The sequence below is a fragment of the Acidithiobacillus thiooxidans ATCC 19377 genome, assembly GCF_009662475.1.
Taxonomy (GTDB): Bacteria; Pseudomonadota; Gammaproteobacteria; order Acidithiobacillales; family Acidithiobacillaceae; genus Acidithiobacillus; species Acidithiobacillus thiooxidans.
In genome coordinates this window covers 3097272-3113729 of record NZ_CP045571.1, presented here as the reverse complement: position 1 = coordinate 3113729, position 16458 = coordinate 3097272, and the positions used below count along the sequence as shown (strand labels likewise).

At 53.8% G+C, this 16458-nt stretch carries 10 protein-coding genes; 1 reads left to right on the top strand and 9 read right to left on the bottom strand.

The features are described from left to right. Positions 1-25: 25 nt before the first annotated feature. The 8 genes from GCD22_RS16365 to GCD22_RS16330 form a co-directional block, all read right to left on the bottom strand. Positions 26-1828, bottom strand: coding sequence for a putative bifunctional diguanylate cyclase/phosphodiesterase (locus tag GCD22_RS16365; protein WP_031571636.1), 1803 nt, complete (start codon positions 1826-1828; stop codon positions 26-28). Positions 1829-1940: 112 nt separating this feature from the next. Next, on the bottom strand, positions 1941-3248 hold the full coding sequence (locus tag GCD22_RS16360; protein ID WP_010639277.1) for an ammonium transporter: 1308 nt from the start codon (positions 3246-3248) through the stop codon (positions 1941-1943). A gap of 52 nt (positions 3249-3300) precedes the next feature. Next, positions 3301-3639, bottom strand: coding sequence for a P-II family nitrogen regulator (glnK, locus tag GCD22_RS16355; protein ID WP_010639279.1), 339 nt, complete (start codon positions 3637-3639; stop codon positions 3301-3303). Positions 3640-3695: 56 nt separating this feature from the next. Beyond that, positions 3696-4874: an outer membrane beta-barrel protein gene (locus tag GCD22_RS16350; RefSeq protein ID WP_010639280.1), complete on the bottom strand. Its 1179-nt coding sequence runs from the start codon at positions 4872-4874 to the stop codon at positions 3696-3698. Between the two features lie 155 nt (positions 4875-5029). After that, positions 5030-6520 carry a SpoVR family protein gene (locus GCD22_RS16345; RefSeq protein WP_024893110.1) on the bottom strand — a complete coding sequence of 497 codons (1491 nt, stop codon included), beginning with the start codon at positions 6518-6520 and terminating at the stop codon, positions 5030-5032. Further along, positions 6513-7817, bottom strand: coding sequence for a YeaH/YhbH family protein (locus tag GCD22_RS16340; protein ID WP_031571633.1), 1305 nt, complete (start codon positions 7815-7817; stop codon positions 6513-6515). The genes GCD22_RS16345 and GCD22_RS16340 overlap by 8 nt, the downstream gene beginning before the upstream one ends. Before the next feature lie 221 nt (positions 7818-8038). After that, on the bottom strand, positions 8039-9361 hold the full coding sequence (locus GCD22_RS16335; protein WP_226831352.1) for an ammonium transporter: 1323 nt from the start codon (positions 9359-9361) through the stop codon (positions 8039-8041). 220 nt (positions 9362-9581) lie between these two features. Further along, positions 9582-11516 (bottom strand): PrkA family serine protein kinase, encoded by a 1935-nt coding sequence (locus tag GCD22_RS16330; RefSeq protein ID WP_024893113.1) that lies wholly within the window; start codon positions 11514-11516, stop codon positions 9582-9584. 602 nt (positions 11517-12118) lie between these two features. On the opposite strand from GCD22_RS16330, the gene GCD22_RS16325 reads away from it, so the two are divergent. After that, positions 12119-13069: a PDC sensor domain-containing protein gene (locus GCD22_RS16325; RefSeq protein ID WP_031571629.1), complete on the top strand. Its 951-nt coding sequence runs from the start codon at positions 12119-12121 to the stop codon at positions 13067-13069. Here GCD22_RS16325 and GCD22_RS16320 read toward each other — a convergent pair. Further along, positions 13066-16455: a transglutaminase family protein gene (locus GCD22_RS16320; RefSeq protein WP_142087841.1), complete on the bottom strand. Its 3390-nt coding sequence runs from the start codon at positions 16453-16455 to the stop codon at positions 13066-13068. The genes GCD22_RS16325 and GCD22_RS16320 overlap by 4 nt on opposite strands. Between the last annotated feature and the right edge of the window lie 3 nt (positions 16456-16458).

Sequence of the window (16458 nt, the reverse complement as noted above, 5' to 3'; positions counted from 1 at the left end):
AGCTGAATTTTTATAGTCCGTTATTCTACTTTTGTATATAAGCGACCGTTTCCTGTGCAGGCATTGGTCGGGCAATGTGGTAACCCTGACCACGATCCGCTCCGCTGGTCTGCAAAAGTTGCAGGGTGATTTCATCTTCAATCCCCTCGGCGGTCACGGAAACACCCAAGGCATGCGCCATTTGTATCATGGCGCGGACCATATCCTGATGACGCTGGCTGCGTGTCATGGGAATAACAAAAGTATGGTCAATCTTGATCTGGTTACATCCAAGTTCAAGCAGATATTGCAGGGCCGCAGGACCAGTCCCGAAGTCGTCCAGTGCAAATCTCACCCCCAGGCTCTGACAGTCCTGGATTAATCGTGAGGTTTTGCCAATGTCCCGTAAGGCAATTCTTTCGACGAGTTCCAGGCAGACCCGTTCTGGAAGTAGTGCCGGGCACGTGTTCAGATTCGCGCGCAGTTCTTCGCAAAGTCGATGATTCTCAATCTGGCGGGCGGACAGGTTGATTTGAATGTCGAGCAGGAAACCCTGTTCTGCCCATTGATTTCCCTGTCGGCAAGCTTCCTGAGTGACCCAGGCACCAATCCGCTGCATGGCCGGAGAGTTTTCGGCAATATCCATGAAACTGGCGGGCAGTAGCAGGCCCCTTTCGGGATGCTGCCAACGAATCAGTGCTTCTGCAGCGACACACTGACCCGTATGCAAGTCGATGATGGGTTGCCAGTATAAAACAAACTCTTTCTGTTTTAATGCGCGCTCCAGCTCGCCGCGCAAGCGTTGTGCGCTGCGGCGGCGTTCGTCATCGTCATGATCATAATAAACCCAGCAGTTGCCTCCCTGGCTCTTGGCTCGGTAGACCGCCTGATCGGCGTGATGAATAAGCTCCAGGACGGGAACTTCATCATGTGGATAAGTAGTGACTCCGGCACTGGCAGTGATGCGGATCTGCTGGTGATCAACACCCATACGAATATTCAGGGCAATCAGCACGCGTTGTAAAATATCTTCCAGATCCCGACGACTATGCAGATTTTCGAGGAGTAATAGAAATTCATCCCCGGCCAGGCGAACAATAGTGTCACTGGCGCGCAATACGTCTTGAAGACGCGTCACGATTTCGCGCAAGAGCCGGTCTCCAGCCTGGTGCCCCAGGTTGTCATTAACTTCCTTGAAGCCGTCAATATCCAGCAGGACCAGGGCCAAAGTGCGCTGGTCACGTTGTGCACGGGCACAGGCGGTTTGGAGTCTTTCCTCCAGTTGATAGCGGTTGGGGACGCCCGTGAGCGCATCCCGAGTGGCAATATGCTCCAGGTGCAGCTCCATGCCCATGCGGTACCATGCTGCGCCAAGCATGTCGGCAAGCAGTTGGGCGAGCTGCAACTGCGCTTCGGTGATTACTGGAATATTGGCGGTAAACCAGGAAATGGCAAGAATGCCATTGCTTCCTTCGGGACCATGCACCGGGATGACCAGACTGGCTTTTAATCCAGTAGCGATATATTCAGGCATGGCCGAGGAGTCTGCAGGATAATTGTCTACAAATACTGCCTGATCCAGTTGAATGGCCCGGCCACTGATGCCCTGATTATCGGGAAAAACATGGCTGGCTAACTCCGCATAAGCGGACGGCAAGCCATGAAAAAATAAATAACGTAAATTATTTCCTTCACGAACAATGAAGGCGGCCCCTTCGGCCTGCAATTGTTCCGCAGCCAGTGCTGCAGTTTCTTCAAAGAAAGCGCCGAAATCGTAAATCCGCGTGAGATGTTGCAGGCGACTGATGATAGATTCCTGATTCATGGCGTCCGTTTTAAGGCTGTTCATTTGGATAATCTCACTTAATTTAATTAGTCTAATTTTGTTTTTTTGCATGAGCACAAAAAAACGGCGGTTTCCCGCCGTATAGTACTTATTCCTAAAGTTTTACCAGATAGCTTCAGTCACCCGTCACCGGACGCCGTTCACCATCACCATAGAAAGCATAGGCTTCTTCACCATGAATGGCATCATCACCAATCATCAGCTCTTCTTCAGACATGCGCAGCGGTACCACCAGGCTGATCAGCTTCAGAAGAATATAAGTGACGACGATATTCAGGGCGATGATAAATGCTGCGCCAATAATCTGCAGCCAGACCTGATGCCAGTTACCGTCAGTAAGGGCACCTCCTGGGTTGCTGAGTCCGTATGCTTTACAGCCTTCCTTGGTGGCGAGCAAGCCCACCATAATGCCGCCCAGTACCCCGGCTACAGCGTGGGTGTGGAATACGCCGAGCGTGTCATCCACTTTACGGAACAGTGCGGTTTTACCGACAATATTCATACTGATCCAGGGGATAATGCCGGAAGCGATGCCAATGGCAATAGCACCATATCCGTCTACCACACCAGCGGCCGGGGTAATTGCGACCAGTCCGGTAATCATCCCTTGAACGGCGCCAATTACTGCTGGTTTTTTGAAGTAAAAAATATCCATGACCGTCCATGTCAACACACTCATGGCAGTAGCTACGTTGGTATTGAGGACGGCAGCACCGGCATCGCGGCTGGCAGCATAAGGATCGCCGCCGTTAAAGCCGTTCCAGCCGAGCCAGAGAATACCGGCACCAACCAGCATCAACAGCACGTTGTTGGGCTGGAAGTTTTCACGATCCCGGGCAAGACGGGGACCAATCACTGCCGCACCGACAAATCCGGCAATACCTGCAGACAAATGGATGACGTATCCACCGGAATAGTCGATAACACCCATCGTTGAGAGGAAGCCGCCACCCCAAAGACTGAAGGCGCCAACCGTGTAGGAGAAAGTCAGCCACAGGGGCACAAAAATCATCCAGGCCTTGAAACTCATGCGGCCCAAAAAGGCCCCCGCCATGATGACCAAGGTAATTGCAGCGAAGACAAACTGAAAATACACCATCGTCGCCATCGGCATGGCCGCAGTAGAGCCGCTGGTCGGGAAGACCGTTTGCATGAGTTCATCATTCATACTGGCTATGGGCCCCGGAATACCGACAAACGAGAACCATTGGTGGCCGAAGGCCATATTGTAGCCCCAGAGGAGCCAGGCGATCATTACCGCAGCAAAAGCATAAAAGGCCATGAAAGCAGAGTTGACAGCCCATTTCTTTTTGACAATGCCCGCGTAAAGTACCACGAGCCCCGGAACACTTTGCATTCCGACGATAGTTGCGGCAGTGAGCTGCCACGCATTATCGCCCGTATTCAGCCAAGCTACTGACATGAGGTGATTCCCCCTTTTAACAATTTAAGAGCGGTTGTAGGACGGTTTAAATTTAAAGTGCGTCGTTACCGGTTTCACCGGTACGGATACGGATGGCATCCAGAACTTCCGAAACAAAGATTTTGCCGTCACCGATTTTTCCGGTTCGGGCGCCTTTTTCGATGGCTTCGATGGCCTGATCGACGGCATCATCACTGATGACCGTTTCGATTTTGACCTTGGGAAGAAAATCCACGACGTATTCAGCACCACGGTAGAGTTCAGTGTGACCTTTCTGGCGCCCGAAGCCTTTGACTTCGGTGACGGTCAGGCCCTGAATCCCCACCGCCGATAAGGCCTCGCGGACATCATCGAGTTTGAAGGGTTTAACAATGGCAGTAATCAATTTCATGACGTTACCTCTTGCACAGGGTTGGAACATCCTGGGGGGTAATCCCCCCCCAGGGGTTAGAACATAAAGCCGGTCTCGACCATGCCACGGATCTGGCTTTTGGCGAGCCCGGAGGTACCCGCGAAACCAGTACCGCTGGCCATGCTGGCCTTGACATAAGAAAGTTCAGCGCGGGCAAAAAAGCCGCCATCCTGATAGGTGGGTGTGGCCGTCAGAGACCAGGCGTGAGATCCTGCCCCAAAGCCTGTCAGATTGGCCGATCCATCCGTGGCGCTTCCCGAGTTGCTGATATATTCGACGCGACCAGCCAGGGAAATTTTGTCCGTCAGGCTGTAGTTTGCGAGGATGGCGCCCCCCAGGGTGCTGGTGGTTTTGCTGCCTGCACCCAAGGCCTGGATGGCACTGGCAGGAACGCTGGTGTATTGCATATACGGGGTAACGACAAGATTACCTCCGCTGTAGGTGTATCCGGCATCAACAATGGCCTCATTATTTTGCAAAGGCGTGGTGGCAATGCTGGAGTAGGCGTAATCCGTATGGCCCAGATTCCCGCCACCCTGGACGAAGAGCGTGTTCTGCTTGTCCAGCGCCCAGCTGACCATGCCGCTCATCCAGTTGAAACGATTGGAGTAGAATCCGTCATTCCAGGAAACGGCAGCGGTAATGGGTCCCGCACTATAGTTGAGTTGAATACCCTTATTGACGGCATTTTCCTGGCCCCAGAGCAGGCCCCGCGCAATATTCCAGTTCTGATAGCTGAAGGTATATTCCGCACCAATCAAGGTGAAAAGTTTGCCGATTTGGACGTTAAAATGATCATTCGGGGCAATTTCAATATAACCCGTGGGCAGAGCGCCAAAAGTATCCTGGGTAAACGTCCCGGTAGAAGCATAATTGGCACCAAGGGTCATGACGTTATAGGCGCCGGCCTGGACGGCAAATTGCACGAGGCCGGAATTTTTGGAGATCATGACCATACCATTGCTGATATCGGCAGAGGCGGATTTGCTGCCCGGATTACTGGAACTGGGAAACTTGTTGTCCTGCCATACCCCATAGCCACTGGCTACACCTTGAACATTCAGGGTACCCAAAGGACCGGCATTGAAGGTCAGCGGGCTGGGCAGAGCCAGGGGGTCTGCCTCGGCGTTGTCCATGGCGAAGGGCGAAACAGCCAGCATCGCCAGGAAAATGGGGTGATATCGACTGCTTAATGTTTTTTTGCTGTTTTTCATTGAAGTAACGCTCCCTGTCAGTGTAGTTGCAGAAAGCGTTTAGCAAATTCAATGCCATGAAAAAAACATTTAAAAAACAAATAGATTATTAAATTTAACGACGGAGTAAGTTGTCATGCGCACCAATATGGTGCGCATTGCATCAAAATGATGCGCTACGGTTCGTCATCCGGTCGGGGTTGTGGCACCGTCAAGGTCTGATCTTCAATATCCAGATGGACGTCATAACCCCAAAGCTCCTGTATATATCCCAGAGTCTTTTGGGCTTCTTCAAGATCCAGGGCTTGCTGGTCCATTTGTTTCAGACGTAACTGCCGATCTCCCCAGCGGTCTACAGAGATGACCTGAATGTCCGGAGGGCGGCTACTGTCGGCAATTTGCTGGGCGAGTGCTTCGCGCAGGTGTTGGTAGCCCGCATCATCATGGATGGCGCTGACCCGGTAGGTCGCTTCATCTACCGCATTGTGCAGGGAGAACAGATGTAAATCCCGCATTACCTTGGGAGAAAGGTATTGCAGAACAAAGCTCTCATCCCGAAATTCGCGCATGGCAAAGTGAATGTGTTTCAGCCAGTCCGGGTCGCCGGCAAAACTGAACCAGCGCCGATCTTCCTCTGTAGGCGCCACGCAGATCCGTTTGATGTCCTGAAATATGGCAAAACCCAGCGCATAGGGATTAAGACCACTATAACGGCGGTCATCAAAATCGGGCTGCATGACTACCGCCGTATGGCTGGCGTAAAATTCCAGCAGCGTGCCATCCGTCAGTAACCCTTTGGCGTGGAGGCTGTGCATGATGTGATAGTGGACAAAGCAGGCAAAGCCCTCATTCATGATTTTGGTCTGGCCCTGCGGGTAAAGATACTGGGTGATTTTGCGGACAATGCGCAAAATTTCCCGTTTCCAGCCTTCCAGATGCGGTGCATTTTTTTCAATGAAATAGAGCAGGTTTTCTTGTGGTTCAGAGGGGAAAATGTCCGGGGAATGGGTGCTGGGAGTGTGTGCAGGGGGCAGGGTTCGCCATATTTCCAGAACCTGCTGCTCCAGATAACGTTCGCGTTCCTGCCAGCGCTGTTCTTCTTCCCGCGCCGAAAGCTGTCGCGGGCGGCGCGCCCGGTCAATGCCGTTGCGACTGATGGCATGGGCAGCGTCGAGGACATCGGTCACCGCATCCATCCCGAAGCGTTCTTCGCATTGGGCAATATAGCGTTGGGCGAAAGCCAGATAATCGATAATCCCTTCGGCGTCTGTCCATTGCCGGAAAAAGGCATTGTTTTTGAAAAAGGCGTTATGTCCAAAAGCGGCATGGGCAATGACCAGAGTCTGCATGGTCATGGTGTTTTCTTCCATGAGATAACTGATGCAGGGATCACTGTTGATGACCAGTTCATAGGCCAGACCCATTTCACCGCGCCGGTACTGACCCGACTCAATGGCGCGCTGTTTGCCAAAAGACCAGTGCGCGTAATAGACCGGCAGGCCGATGGAGGCGTAGGCATCGAGCATCTGCTCGGCGCTGATGACTTCCAACTGATTGGGATAGGTGTCCAGATGGAGTTCTTCTGCAGCTATGACGGCAATGGCTTCCGTGACCGCATCCAGGCGTGGAAAAGTCCAATCATTATCCGTAAACAGGAACTTAGACATGGCTGGGGATCTCCTCGCTGGAAAACAGGGTGCGGAAGAGGGGGTAAATATCTTCCCGGGCGCTGGCTCTGGCGGTAATCAGCTCGGGATAATCTTCCGCAATGCCATCATAAAGTTGCAAAAGATCACTTTCGTTTTCGCGGTTGACCTCCAGGTAAAAGAGATTGCGCAGGCGCGGTAAAAGCTGATGCAGGTGTTCAGCCACGACCGTATTATCGGCAAAATAGTTGTCACCATCGGAAACCTGCGCGACGTAGACATTCCAGCGGTCAGGCGGAAAACGTTTGGTCATGATGTCTTCAGTGAGCATAATGGCCGGAGAAACCAGGGTGCCACCACCCTCACGGGCACCAAAAAAGGCCTGTTCAGTACATTCTGTTGCCGTACTGTGATGTTTGATGAAAACAATTTGTACGGCCTGATAATGGCGATGCAGAAAAAGGTAGAGCAGCAGGAAAAAACGCTTGGCCAGATCTTTTTCCTTTTCTCCCATACTGCCCGAAACATCCATGACACAAAACATGACCGCATTGGTGATGGGATGGGGTTGCTGGTCAATATGGGCAAAGCGCAGGTCGGCTTCATCGATAAAAGGAATCGCCTTGATTTTGCGCGCCAGGATGGAAATCTGCTCGTCCAGAATTTTCAGACGTTCCTGCTCCAGGGAAACATCTTCCTTGCGGGCAATGCGTGTGCTGATTTCCTCCTGCAGTTTGCTGCGGGCTTCTTCAAGCTCCTGAAGCTCGCGGCGTTTGCCAGCCCGCAGAGCCAGACGGCGTGCCCGGGCAGCGCGCATGGTGCGACCGACATGCATGCGTGAGGGGCTGCCGTCCTTGATAAATCCGGCACGACGCCATTGTTCCGCCTGGACATCGCCCTGCGCGGTTTTGCGTAAATTGGGTAAAGCCAGCCCATCAAAAAGCAAATCCAGAAACTCATCGGCGGACAGGACGATGGCGACTTCGTCATCGCCCAGACCATCGGGAGAACCTTCACGGCCCTGACCGGCACCACCGCCTTCGGGTTTGTTGATTTCGTCGCCACGCTGATATTCCTTGTTACCAGGCAAGACTCTTTCCCAGGAGGAATCGCTGAAATCCCGGCGGAAGTTGGGTTCGTGCAAATCGCGGGTAGGGATGGAAATGGGTTGATCGGCATTTGCCAGATCTTCAATGGAGCCGGAGCGCGCCATTTTTTCCACAGCGCTCTTCAGGCGGGCGCGCACTCTTCTCTGGAGGCGCTCCTGATTACTGGTGGATCGGGTTCCGGAACTACGCCGGTCGATAATCGTACTCATGGCAGGCTCCTCGGAAAACCAGGTCTTTTCCGGATGATGACGCAAGAGAATGATTGCGGGATGCTCCCGTTACAGGTTGAGCAGAGCACGCTCGATGTTTCCAGTTTACGCGCGTAGGTCGTTCTGGAAAACAGGCAGCAGCCTGCAAATCGTGTTCTGATCAGCCCGCCCGGGGACCTGCTCCGGGCCTTGCAGCGGCCCGACACAGGTCCATTTTCGGGTTACTCGTAAACCTGTTCACCATGCTGGGTGATGTCCAGCCCTTCCCTTTCCTGCTCTTCTTTCACGCGCAAGCCGAGGGTCCAGTCGATGGCTTTCAGAATGATGAAGCTGACGATGGCGTCATAGACAATTGTGACGCCCACTCCGGTAGCCTGGATCAGCAACTGTCCGGTATTGCCTTCCAGCACGCCCGCAGTGCCGCCGATAGCTTTGACGGCAAACACCCCGGTGAGCAGCGCGCCGACAATACCACCCATAGCGTGGACCCCGAAGGCATCCAGGGAGTCATCGTAACCCATCCAGTTTTTCAGGTAGACAGAGGCCCAGAAACAAATGACGCCCGCCGCAATACCTATCCACAATGCGCCCATGGGACCCACAAAACCCGAAGCCGGGGTAATGGCTACCAGCCCTGCGACAGCTCCCGAAGTCATGCCCAATACCGTAGGTTTACCCCGTGCCACCCACTCTGCAAACATCCAGGCCAGAGCTGCGACCGCAGTAGCAATCTGTGTAACCGCCAGCGCCATGCCTGCCCGATCACTGGCCGCGACCGCAGACCCGGCATTGAATCCAAACCAGCCTACCCAAAGCAATGAAGCACCTATCAGGGTGTACATGAGATTATTGGGGTGCATAGCATCATGCTTGTAGCCGACCCGCTTGCCCATGACCAGCGCCGCTACGAGGCCCGCTACCCCGGCATTGATGTGCACCACGGTACCGCCCGCGTAGTCGAGGACGCCATCGGCGCCCAGCCAGCCGCCGGGTCCCCAGACCATGTGGGCGATGGGTGCATAGACCAGCAGGGACCACAGACCGGTAAACCAGAGCAGAGCCGAAAATTTCATGCGCTCTGCGAAAGCTCCCACAATCAGTGCCGGGGTGATGATGGCAAAAGTCATCTGGAAGGTCATGTACACCGATTCCGGAATGGTGGGCGCCAGACTGCTTACCGAATCCAGCCCCAGGCCATTGAGGAACAAGCGACTCATGCCCCCCATAAAGGCATTACCGGTGGTGAAAGACAGGCTGTATCCCAGCATCATCCACAATACCGAAATTAGCGCCGTGACCGCGAAACTCTGGGCAGCTGTGGCCAGCACATTTTTTTTGCGGACCATGCCTGCATAAAACAACGCCAGACCCGGCACGGTCATGAGCAGCACCAGTGCCGTAGAGGTCAGCATCCAGGCAGTATCCCCACTATTGAAACTGGGCGTGCTGGTGCCTGCCTCTGCCAGCGGACTCCCCAGGAGGGTGAGGGCACCCATCCATGCCGTTCCTCGAAATACGTATTGCCTTGCTCCCTTCTTCATCATATCGCTCCTTGTTTTCCATCGTTTCTGAGGCTGAATGCCCCGTGTGTGCAATTTGGTTTAGCAAAAACCATGCAAGCCATTAAAAACAACGAATAGAGGTATTTTGAGCCGGGAGAGAGAGCGAATCATCGAAACCATGCACCAATATGGTGCATAGTTTTCAGGGTAAAATAATGCCCGCATACGCGGGCAAAGATCAGAACTGGATAGAACCCGAATTTCAGTGGTGTTTACGATAGCGCATATACCAGTCCACCAGCAGGCGGACCTGTTTTTCCGTGTAGCCTTTTCGGGTCATGCGCGCGACAAAATCCTGATGTTTCCGCTCGTCTTCGGAAGAACTTTTTTTACCGAAGGAAATCACCGGCAAGAGGTCTTCGGTATTGGCAAACATTTTCTTCTCGATAACCGCACGCAGTTTTTCATAGCTGGTCCAGGAGGGGCTGATCCCATCATTGGAAGCCTTTACCCGCAGGACAAAATTGACCACTTCATTGCGGAAGTCCTTGGGATTGGCAATACCCGCCGGTTTCTCGATTTTTTCCAGTTCTTCATTCAGAAGGCCGCGATCCATGAGTTGGCCGGTGTCGGGATCACGGAATTCGGTATCCTGGAGCCAGAAGTCAGCATATTGAATGTAACGGTCAAAAAGATTCTGACCGTAATCCCCATAACTTTCGAGATAGGCTTTCTGGATTTCCAGACCCAGAAACTCGGCATAGCGGGGCGCCAGTTCGGTTTTCAGAAAAGCCAGATAATGGGATTCGGTGTCCGCCGGGAACTGTTCGGCACGAATCTGTGTTTCCAGCACGTGCAGCAGATGTACAGGATTGGCAGCCACTTCATCACTGTCAAAATTGAAGGTGCGCGACATGATTTTGTAGGCAAAACGGGTAGAAATGCCATCCATGCCTTCATCCACGCCGGCAGCATCCCGGTATTCCTGCAGGCTTTTGGCCTTGGGATCCTTGTCTTTCAAGGATTTGCCGTCGTAGATTTCCATTTTGGACCAGAGACTGCTGTTGCCCGGCTCCTTGAGACGGCTGAGCACTGAAAAACGCGCCAGCATGTCCATGGTGTCGGGTGCGCAAGGCGCGTCACTGAGGGCGCTGCTTTCCAGCAGTTTATGGTAGATGCGGGTTTCTTCCGTGACTCGCAGACAGTAGGGCACCTTGACAATATATACCCGGTCGAGAAAGGCCTCATTCCGCTTGTTGTTGCGGAAAGCGGACCATTCCGATTCGTTGCTGTGGGCCAGGATGATACCCTGAAAAGGCATGGCACCAAATCCCTCGGTACCATTATAGGTGCCCTCCTGGGTGGCCGTCAGCAGCGGATGCAGCATCTTGATCGGTGCCTTGAACATTTCCACGAATTCGAGAACACCCTGGGTGGCGACATTCAGGCCACCCGCGTAGGAGTAGGCATCGGGATCATCCTGGGAAAAATCTTCCAGTTTGCGAATGTCCACTTTGCCCACCAGGCTGGATATATCCTGATTATTCTCGTCACCGGGCTCCACCTTGGTAATGCCGATTTGATGCAACTGCGATGGCATCAGGCGCTGCACCTTGAATTTACGGATGTCTCCGCCAAATTCGCGCAAGCGTTTGGCCGCCCAGGGGGACATCACGCCATTCAGGGCACGACGGGGAATACCAAAACGATCCTCCAGTATGGGGCCATCTTCATCACGATCAAACAAACCCAAAGGCGATTCGAAAAGCGGCGAAACTTTGCCGTTGGCGGCCAGACAGTAAATGGGATGCTGCTCCATCAGGGTCTTCAAACGCTCGGCCAAAGAAGATTTGGCAGCCCCAACCGGACCCAGCAGGTAGAGAATCTGCTTGCGTTCTTCCAGTCCCTGCGCGGCATGACGGAAATAGGCCACCAGATTTTCGACGACATCTTCAATGCCGTAAAAATCCTTGAAAGCCGGGTAGGTGAGCAACTTTCGATTCATGAATATCCGCGACAGTCGGGGATCAGCCTGAGTATCAATCATCTGCGGCTCGCCGATGGCGGCCAGCATCCGTTCTGCAGCGCTGGCATAGGCTATGGGTTCACGGGCACAAAGATCCAGATAAGCATCCAAGGAAAGGGTGACTTCCTGCTGTTGCAGAAAACGCTCCTGATAACGGTCGAATAACGCCATTTGCCACTCCTTGCGGCAAAGCCGCGATTGTTTACAGCCTGAATCTTTTGGACATGGACGCAGCCCTGGGGTTCAGGTGTTGAAGAATGTTTTTTATTAAGCATTTCCTGTGCCAACATGCGGATAGTTCTGGTCTTTCCCCCCGATGAGGCCTGCTGTGTATTCCTGCACTGTGTACTAACAAATTGTTCGTAGGTGGTGCGCTCTGTGCACGATTATGGTGCATGGCGGCGGGTTGCGCCAGTCCGCATCCCGACCAGAAAATTTCTGTCCAGAAATGCTTCACAAAATATTAACTAGCTGTTTATCAGTGGATTATATGGATATTTGGCGATGAACCTAGGCTTTGAATAAAAAAAAGGGCGGGAGGACCGCCCTAGAAGCCACTTGAGGAGGAGTGATCAGATGACCATGATCAGGATATGTTAAGCAGGAAGCGTGCCATCTTTTTTGCGAAATGCCGATCCCCGCTTTTAGGTGAGTAGATTCTTTGAACAATAAAAGGTGTTGAGGCTATGGCACGCCCCTTGCTGCACTATCCATAGGTCATGATCTAATCAATTTGCACACAAACGCCACGAGCGACCTGTTGGGGGTGAGTCATGAATCGCTTCGAGCATTTTCGCGAGGTACGCAAGGATCTTGCCGCACTGCTTGGGGGCGTCGTTGACGCTCTCGCCAGTCCGGCATTGTTGCAGCAGCATGCGGATGAACAACGAAAAAAGCTGACTTGCCTCATTAACCGCCACCCTTTTCTGGATTTGTGCTATCTCCTGGATGCGGAGGGTCGGCAAATTGGGGATAATGTGGCTGCTTCCCGGCGCCGTACCGCTGGTAAAGAAGATGGAGATGGCGTGGATCGCAGCCATAGACCTTATTACCGTCTGGCCCTCAATGCCTTGTCTCCAATCCTGACCGAACCCTATTTATCTTCGGCCAATGGTCATATTTGTGTGACGGCTGCAGCACCTATTCGTGATGAAAAGGGGCGACTGCTGGGCATGCTTGTGGCGGATAGCGAGCTGGATAGAGCCCTCGCCCTGCTTGAAGAAGATGATATCCGGCGGGGCTTCGAACCCTATTTCAAGGCCATTTATACCCTGTTTTCGACTGGCCTGCTGGCGGTCAGCGCCGCTCTGGGTTTTCATGCAGTTGTCACCCTGAAACAGGTCTGGTCTGCGGTGGCCGCGCCAGAAGATTTTGCGGCACCTTTTCAGGCAACTATTTTGTTCACCCTGGCGCTGGCCGTATTTGATCTGTCCAAAACCATTTTTGAAGAGGAAGTCCTGCTGCGCAAAGACATTCGTCGTCATAGTACTACGCGACGCACTTTGACCCGATTTATTGCGGCCATCCTGATTGCGGTGTCCATCGAAGGCCTGATGCTGGTGTTCAAATTTGCTCTGGATGCCCCCCAGAATCTCTGGTTGGCCGTACTGCTGCTGGTCGCCGCTGCATTGCTGCTGGTGGCCCTGGGCGTATATGTATATTTGGGCGGCCAGGCAGAAGTGCTCCTGTCACAGCATCGTGACCAGCGCCACGATGCAGGTTAGGACCTTGGTTTTGGGGATCTGGCCATGCGCAGATCCAGGGTATGTGGATAATCCGGTTGTTCTTCATCATAAGGTGCTTGCCAGGGGTATTCACCGCTGCCTCTGGCAACGAAACGCCCCTCACCCGGAGCTACCGGAACCCCGATGATGGAGGGGGGTGTAGGAGGGGTTGATTCGGGTTGGCTGTGACCGGTCGTGGTAAAGCGGGATTGGCGCCGCGCCTCGGCTTCCCAGGCGTTGACGGGGAATACTTCCGAATTGCGTCCACCCGGATGCATGACATGGTAGGTACAGCCGCCGATGCTACGTCCATTCCAGGTGTCGATCAGATCAAATGTCAGTGGGGAATGCACCGGAATGGTCGGGTGCAGGGCAGATGGCGGCTGCCAGGCACGATAACGCACCCCTGCCACCTGGGTATCCGGGGCTCGGGTTGTCTGCAGCGGGACACGCCGCCCATTACAGGCCAGTATATGTCGTCCGGGAGTCATGCCCGTGACCTTGACCTGCAGGCGTTCAATGGACGAATCCACGTAGCGGGCGGTGCCACTTCCGGTGACTTCCTCACCGAGAACATGCCAGGGCTCAATGGCGGCACGCAGTTCTATTTGTACATCACCAATCTGCACATGACCATGCTCTGGAAAGCGAAATTCTGAAAAGGGTGTCAGCCATTCCAGTTGAAAGAGGATCCCGTGGTTTTGCAGGTCCGTACAGACCTCGCGCAAATCTTCCCAAACATAGTGGGGCAGCATGAAGCGATCATGAAGCGTCGTTCCCCAACGAATCAGAGCATGACGATAAGGATCTTCCCAAAAGCGTAAAATCAGACTGCGGACCAGCAACTGCTGGACCAGGCTCATGCGCGCATGAGGCGGCATTTCAAAGGCACGCAGTTCTACCAGTCCTTGGCGTCCGGCGGAACCGGTCGGTGAGTAGAGTTTGTCAATGCAGATTTCTGCGCGATGAGTATTTCCGGTAATGTCGACCAGAAGATTACGAAACAGGCGATCTACCAGCCAGGGTTGCACGACATTGCCTGGAGGTACCTGGGTAAAGGCAATTTCCAGTTCATAAAGTGCTTCATGACGGGCTTCGTCCACCCGGGGTGACTGGCTGGTCGGGCCAATAAACATCCCGCTGAAAAAATAGGAAAGAGCCGGATGATGCTGCCAATAGGTAATGAGACTTTGCAACAAATCCGGACGGCGCAGGAAAGGGCTGTCGCCGGGGGTAGCGCCGCCCAGCGTCATGTGATTGCCTCCGCCGGTGCCGGTGTGGCGGCCATCCAGCATGAATTTTTCGGCGGTCAGGCGGCAGGCATGGGCTTCTTCGTAAAGCAGGGTGGTTTTTTCGACCATTTCCGGCCAGCTCGAAGAAGGGTGAATGTTCACCTCAATAACGCCGGGGTCCGGTGTGACCAGCAGTTTTTCCAGGCGCGGATCACTGGGCGGCGGGTAACCTTCAATGACGACCGGCATTTTCAGGGCAGCCGCAGTGGCTTCAATGGCGCTGAGTAGTCGCAGATAATGTTCAGTCACCTGCAGGGGTGGGAAAAAGCAATACAGACAGCCTTGGCGAATTTCCAGGGTGACTGCTGTGTGGGGAATTTCCTCCCAGCTGGGGGCTTTGTTGCTGGCTGGGCTTTTCGCTGTTTGGGATTTAGCGGTGCTCCCCGGCGTCGGCTTGGCATGCATATCTGGTAAGGGCGGTAAGGGCGCAAAGGGGTCCGTTTCCGGTTGCCATTTTTTGTGCGGGTCGACCATCCACGGCAGGCTATCGAGGGGCAGACGCATCCCCAGAGCTGAGTCGCCGGGAATAAGAATCAGGCGTCCGCTGCGAAATACCCAGGTCGCGGAGTACCAGCATTGTTGATTCCATTCCCAGGCCAAAGGCAGAACCCAACCCACGGGGTGGTCCAGACCGGCCTGAAGCTTTTCGATGAGGGCCTGCCGCTCCAGAGGGTCATCAAGGCGATGGGTACTGAGGTCAATGTTGACTGGAACCCGGCCCTCTTGATGAAGGACATGCCAGGCATCTTCGTAGGCAGGAATGAGCCGGGTGCTGTCTACCTGCAATTGTTCGCAGAGCTGACAGGCGAAATGATGGAGATCTTCCGGTTTCCAGCTGTAATCCTTAAGTGGATCCGCCAGCAATGCCGGATTTTGCCACACCGGCAGGCCATCTTTGCGCCAGTATAAGCCTAAGGCCCATCTGGGCAGGGGTTCGCCCGGATACCATTTGCCTTCACCCGTATGCCGTAAAGCCCCTTGTGCAAAATGCTTGCGCAGGCGTTCCGAAAGGATTTCAGCACGTTCGCGTTTGTGTTTGCCCAGTGCCTCCAGATTCCATTGTGGATCATCCACAGCTTCCGTAGCCACAAAAGTGGGCTCCCCGCCCATGGTCAGGCGGACATCTGCTGCCTGCAGGCGGTCATCGACAATCTGTCCAAGCACCATGACTTCTTCCCACTGGCTCTCGGTATAGGGTTTGGTGACCCGGGGTGTTTCCGGCAAGCGGGTGACCTGATTGGAAAAATGAAAGGTAACCTCACATTTTCCGGTGGCACCGCTGATCGGCGCGGCACTTTGGTAGTGCGGCGTACAGGCCAGGGGGATATGCCCTTCACTGGCAAACAGACCGGAAGTTGGATCCATACCAATCCAGCCTGCTCCGGGGATGTACACTTCCACCCAGGCGTGCAGGTCAGTGAAATCCTGGGCGGGGCCGGAGGGACCTTCGAGGGGCGCCTGATCGGCCACCAACTGAACCAGATATCCGGAAACAAAGCGGGCAGCCAGACCCAGATGTCGTAAAAGCTGTACCAGCAGCCAGGCGCTGTCCCGACAGGAACCGCTGGCTTTTTTCAGGGTTTCTTCAGGAGTCTGGACGCCGACTTCCATGCGCAGGTTGTAAGCGATGGCAGTTTGTAACTGCTGATTGATGCCGACTAGAAAATCAATGGTCCGCTGTTTGCGTTTCATGATACCCAGCAACATTTGTTGCAGTAGGCGTCCGGCTTTTTCTTTTTCCAGGAAGGGAGCCAGCTCTTTATATAATGCCGGTTCGTAACGGAACGGCCAGCGTTCTGCCTGCTCTTCAATAAAAAAATCGAAAGGGTCAATCACGCTCAGATCGGCGATGACTTCGATGCTGAATTTGAGGGACTTGGCGCGTTCAGGAAAAACCAGACGGGCCTGATAATTCCCGAAGGGATCCTGCTGCCAGTTGAGGAAATGTTTTTCGGGGCTGACTTCCAGTGAATACGCAAGAATCGGAGTACGACAGTGCGGCGCCGGCCGCAGACGCAGTACGTGAGGATGGATTTCCACCAAACGATCAAAGTCATACTCGGTCTGATGACGCAGAACGACATGAATACCCATAAA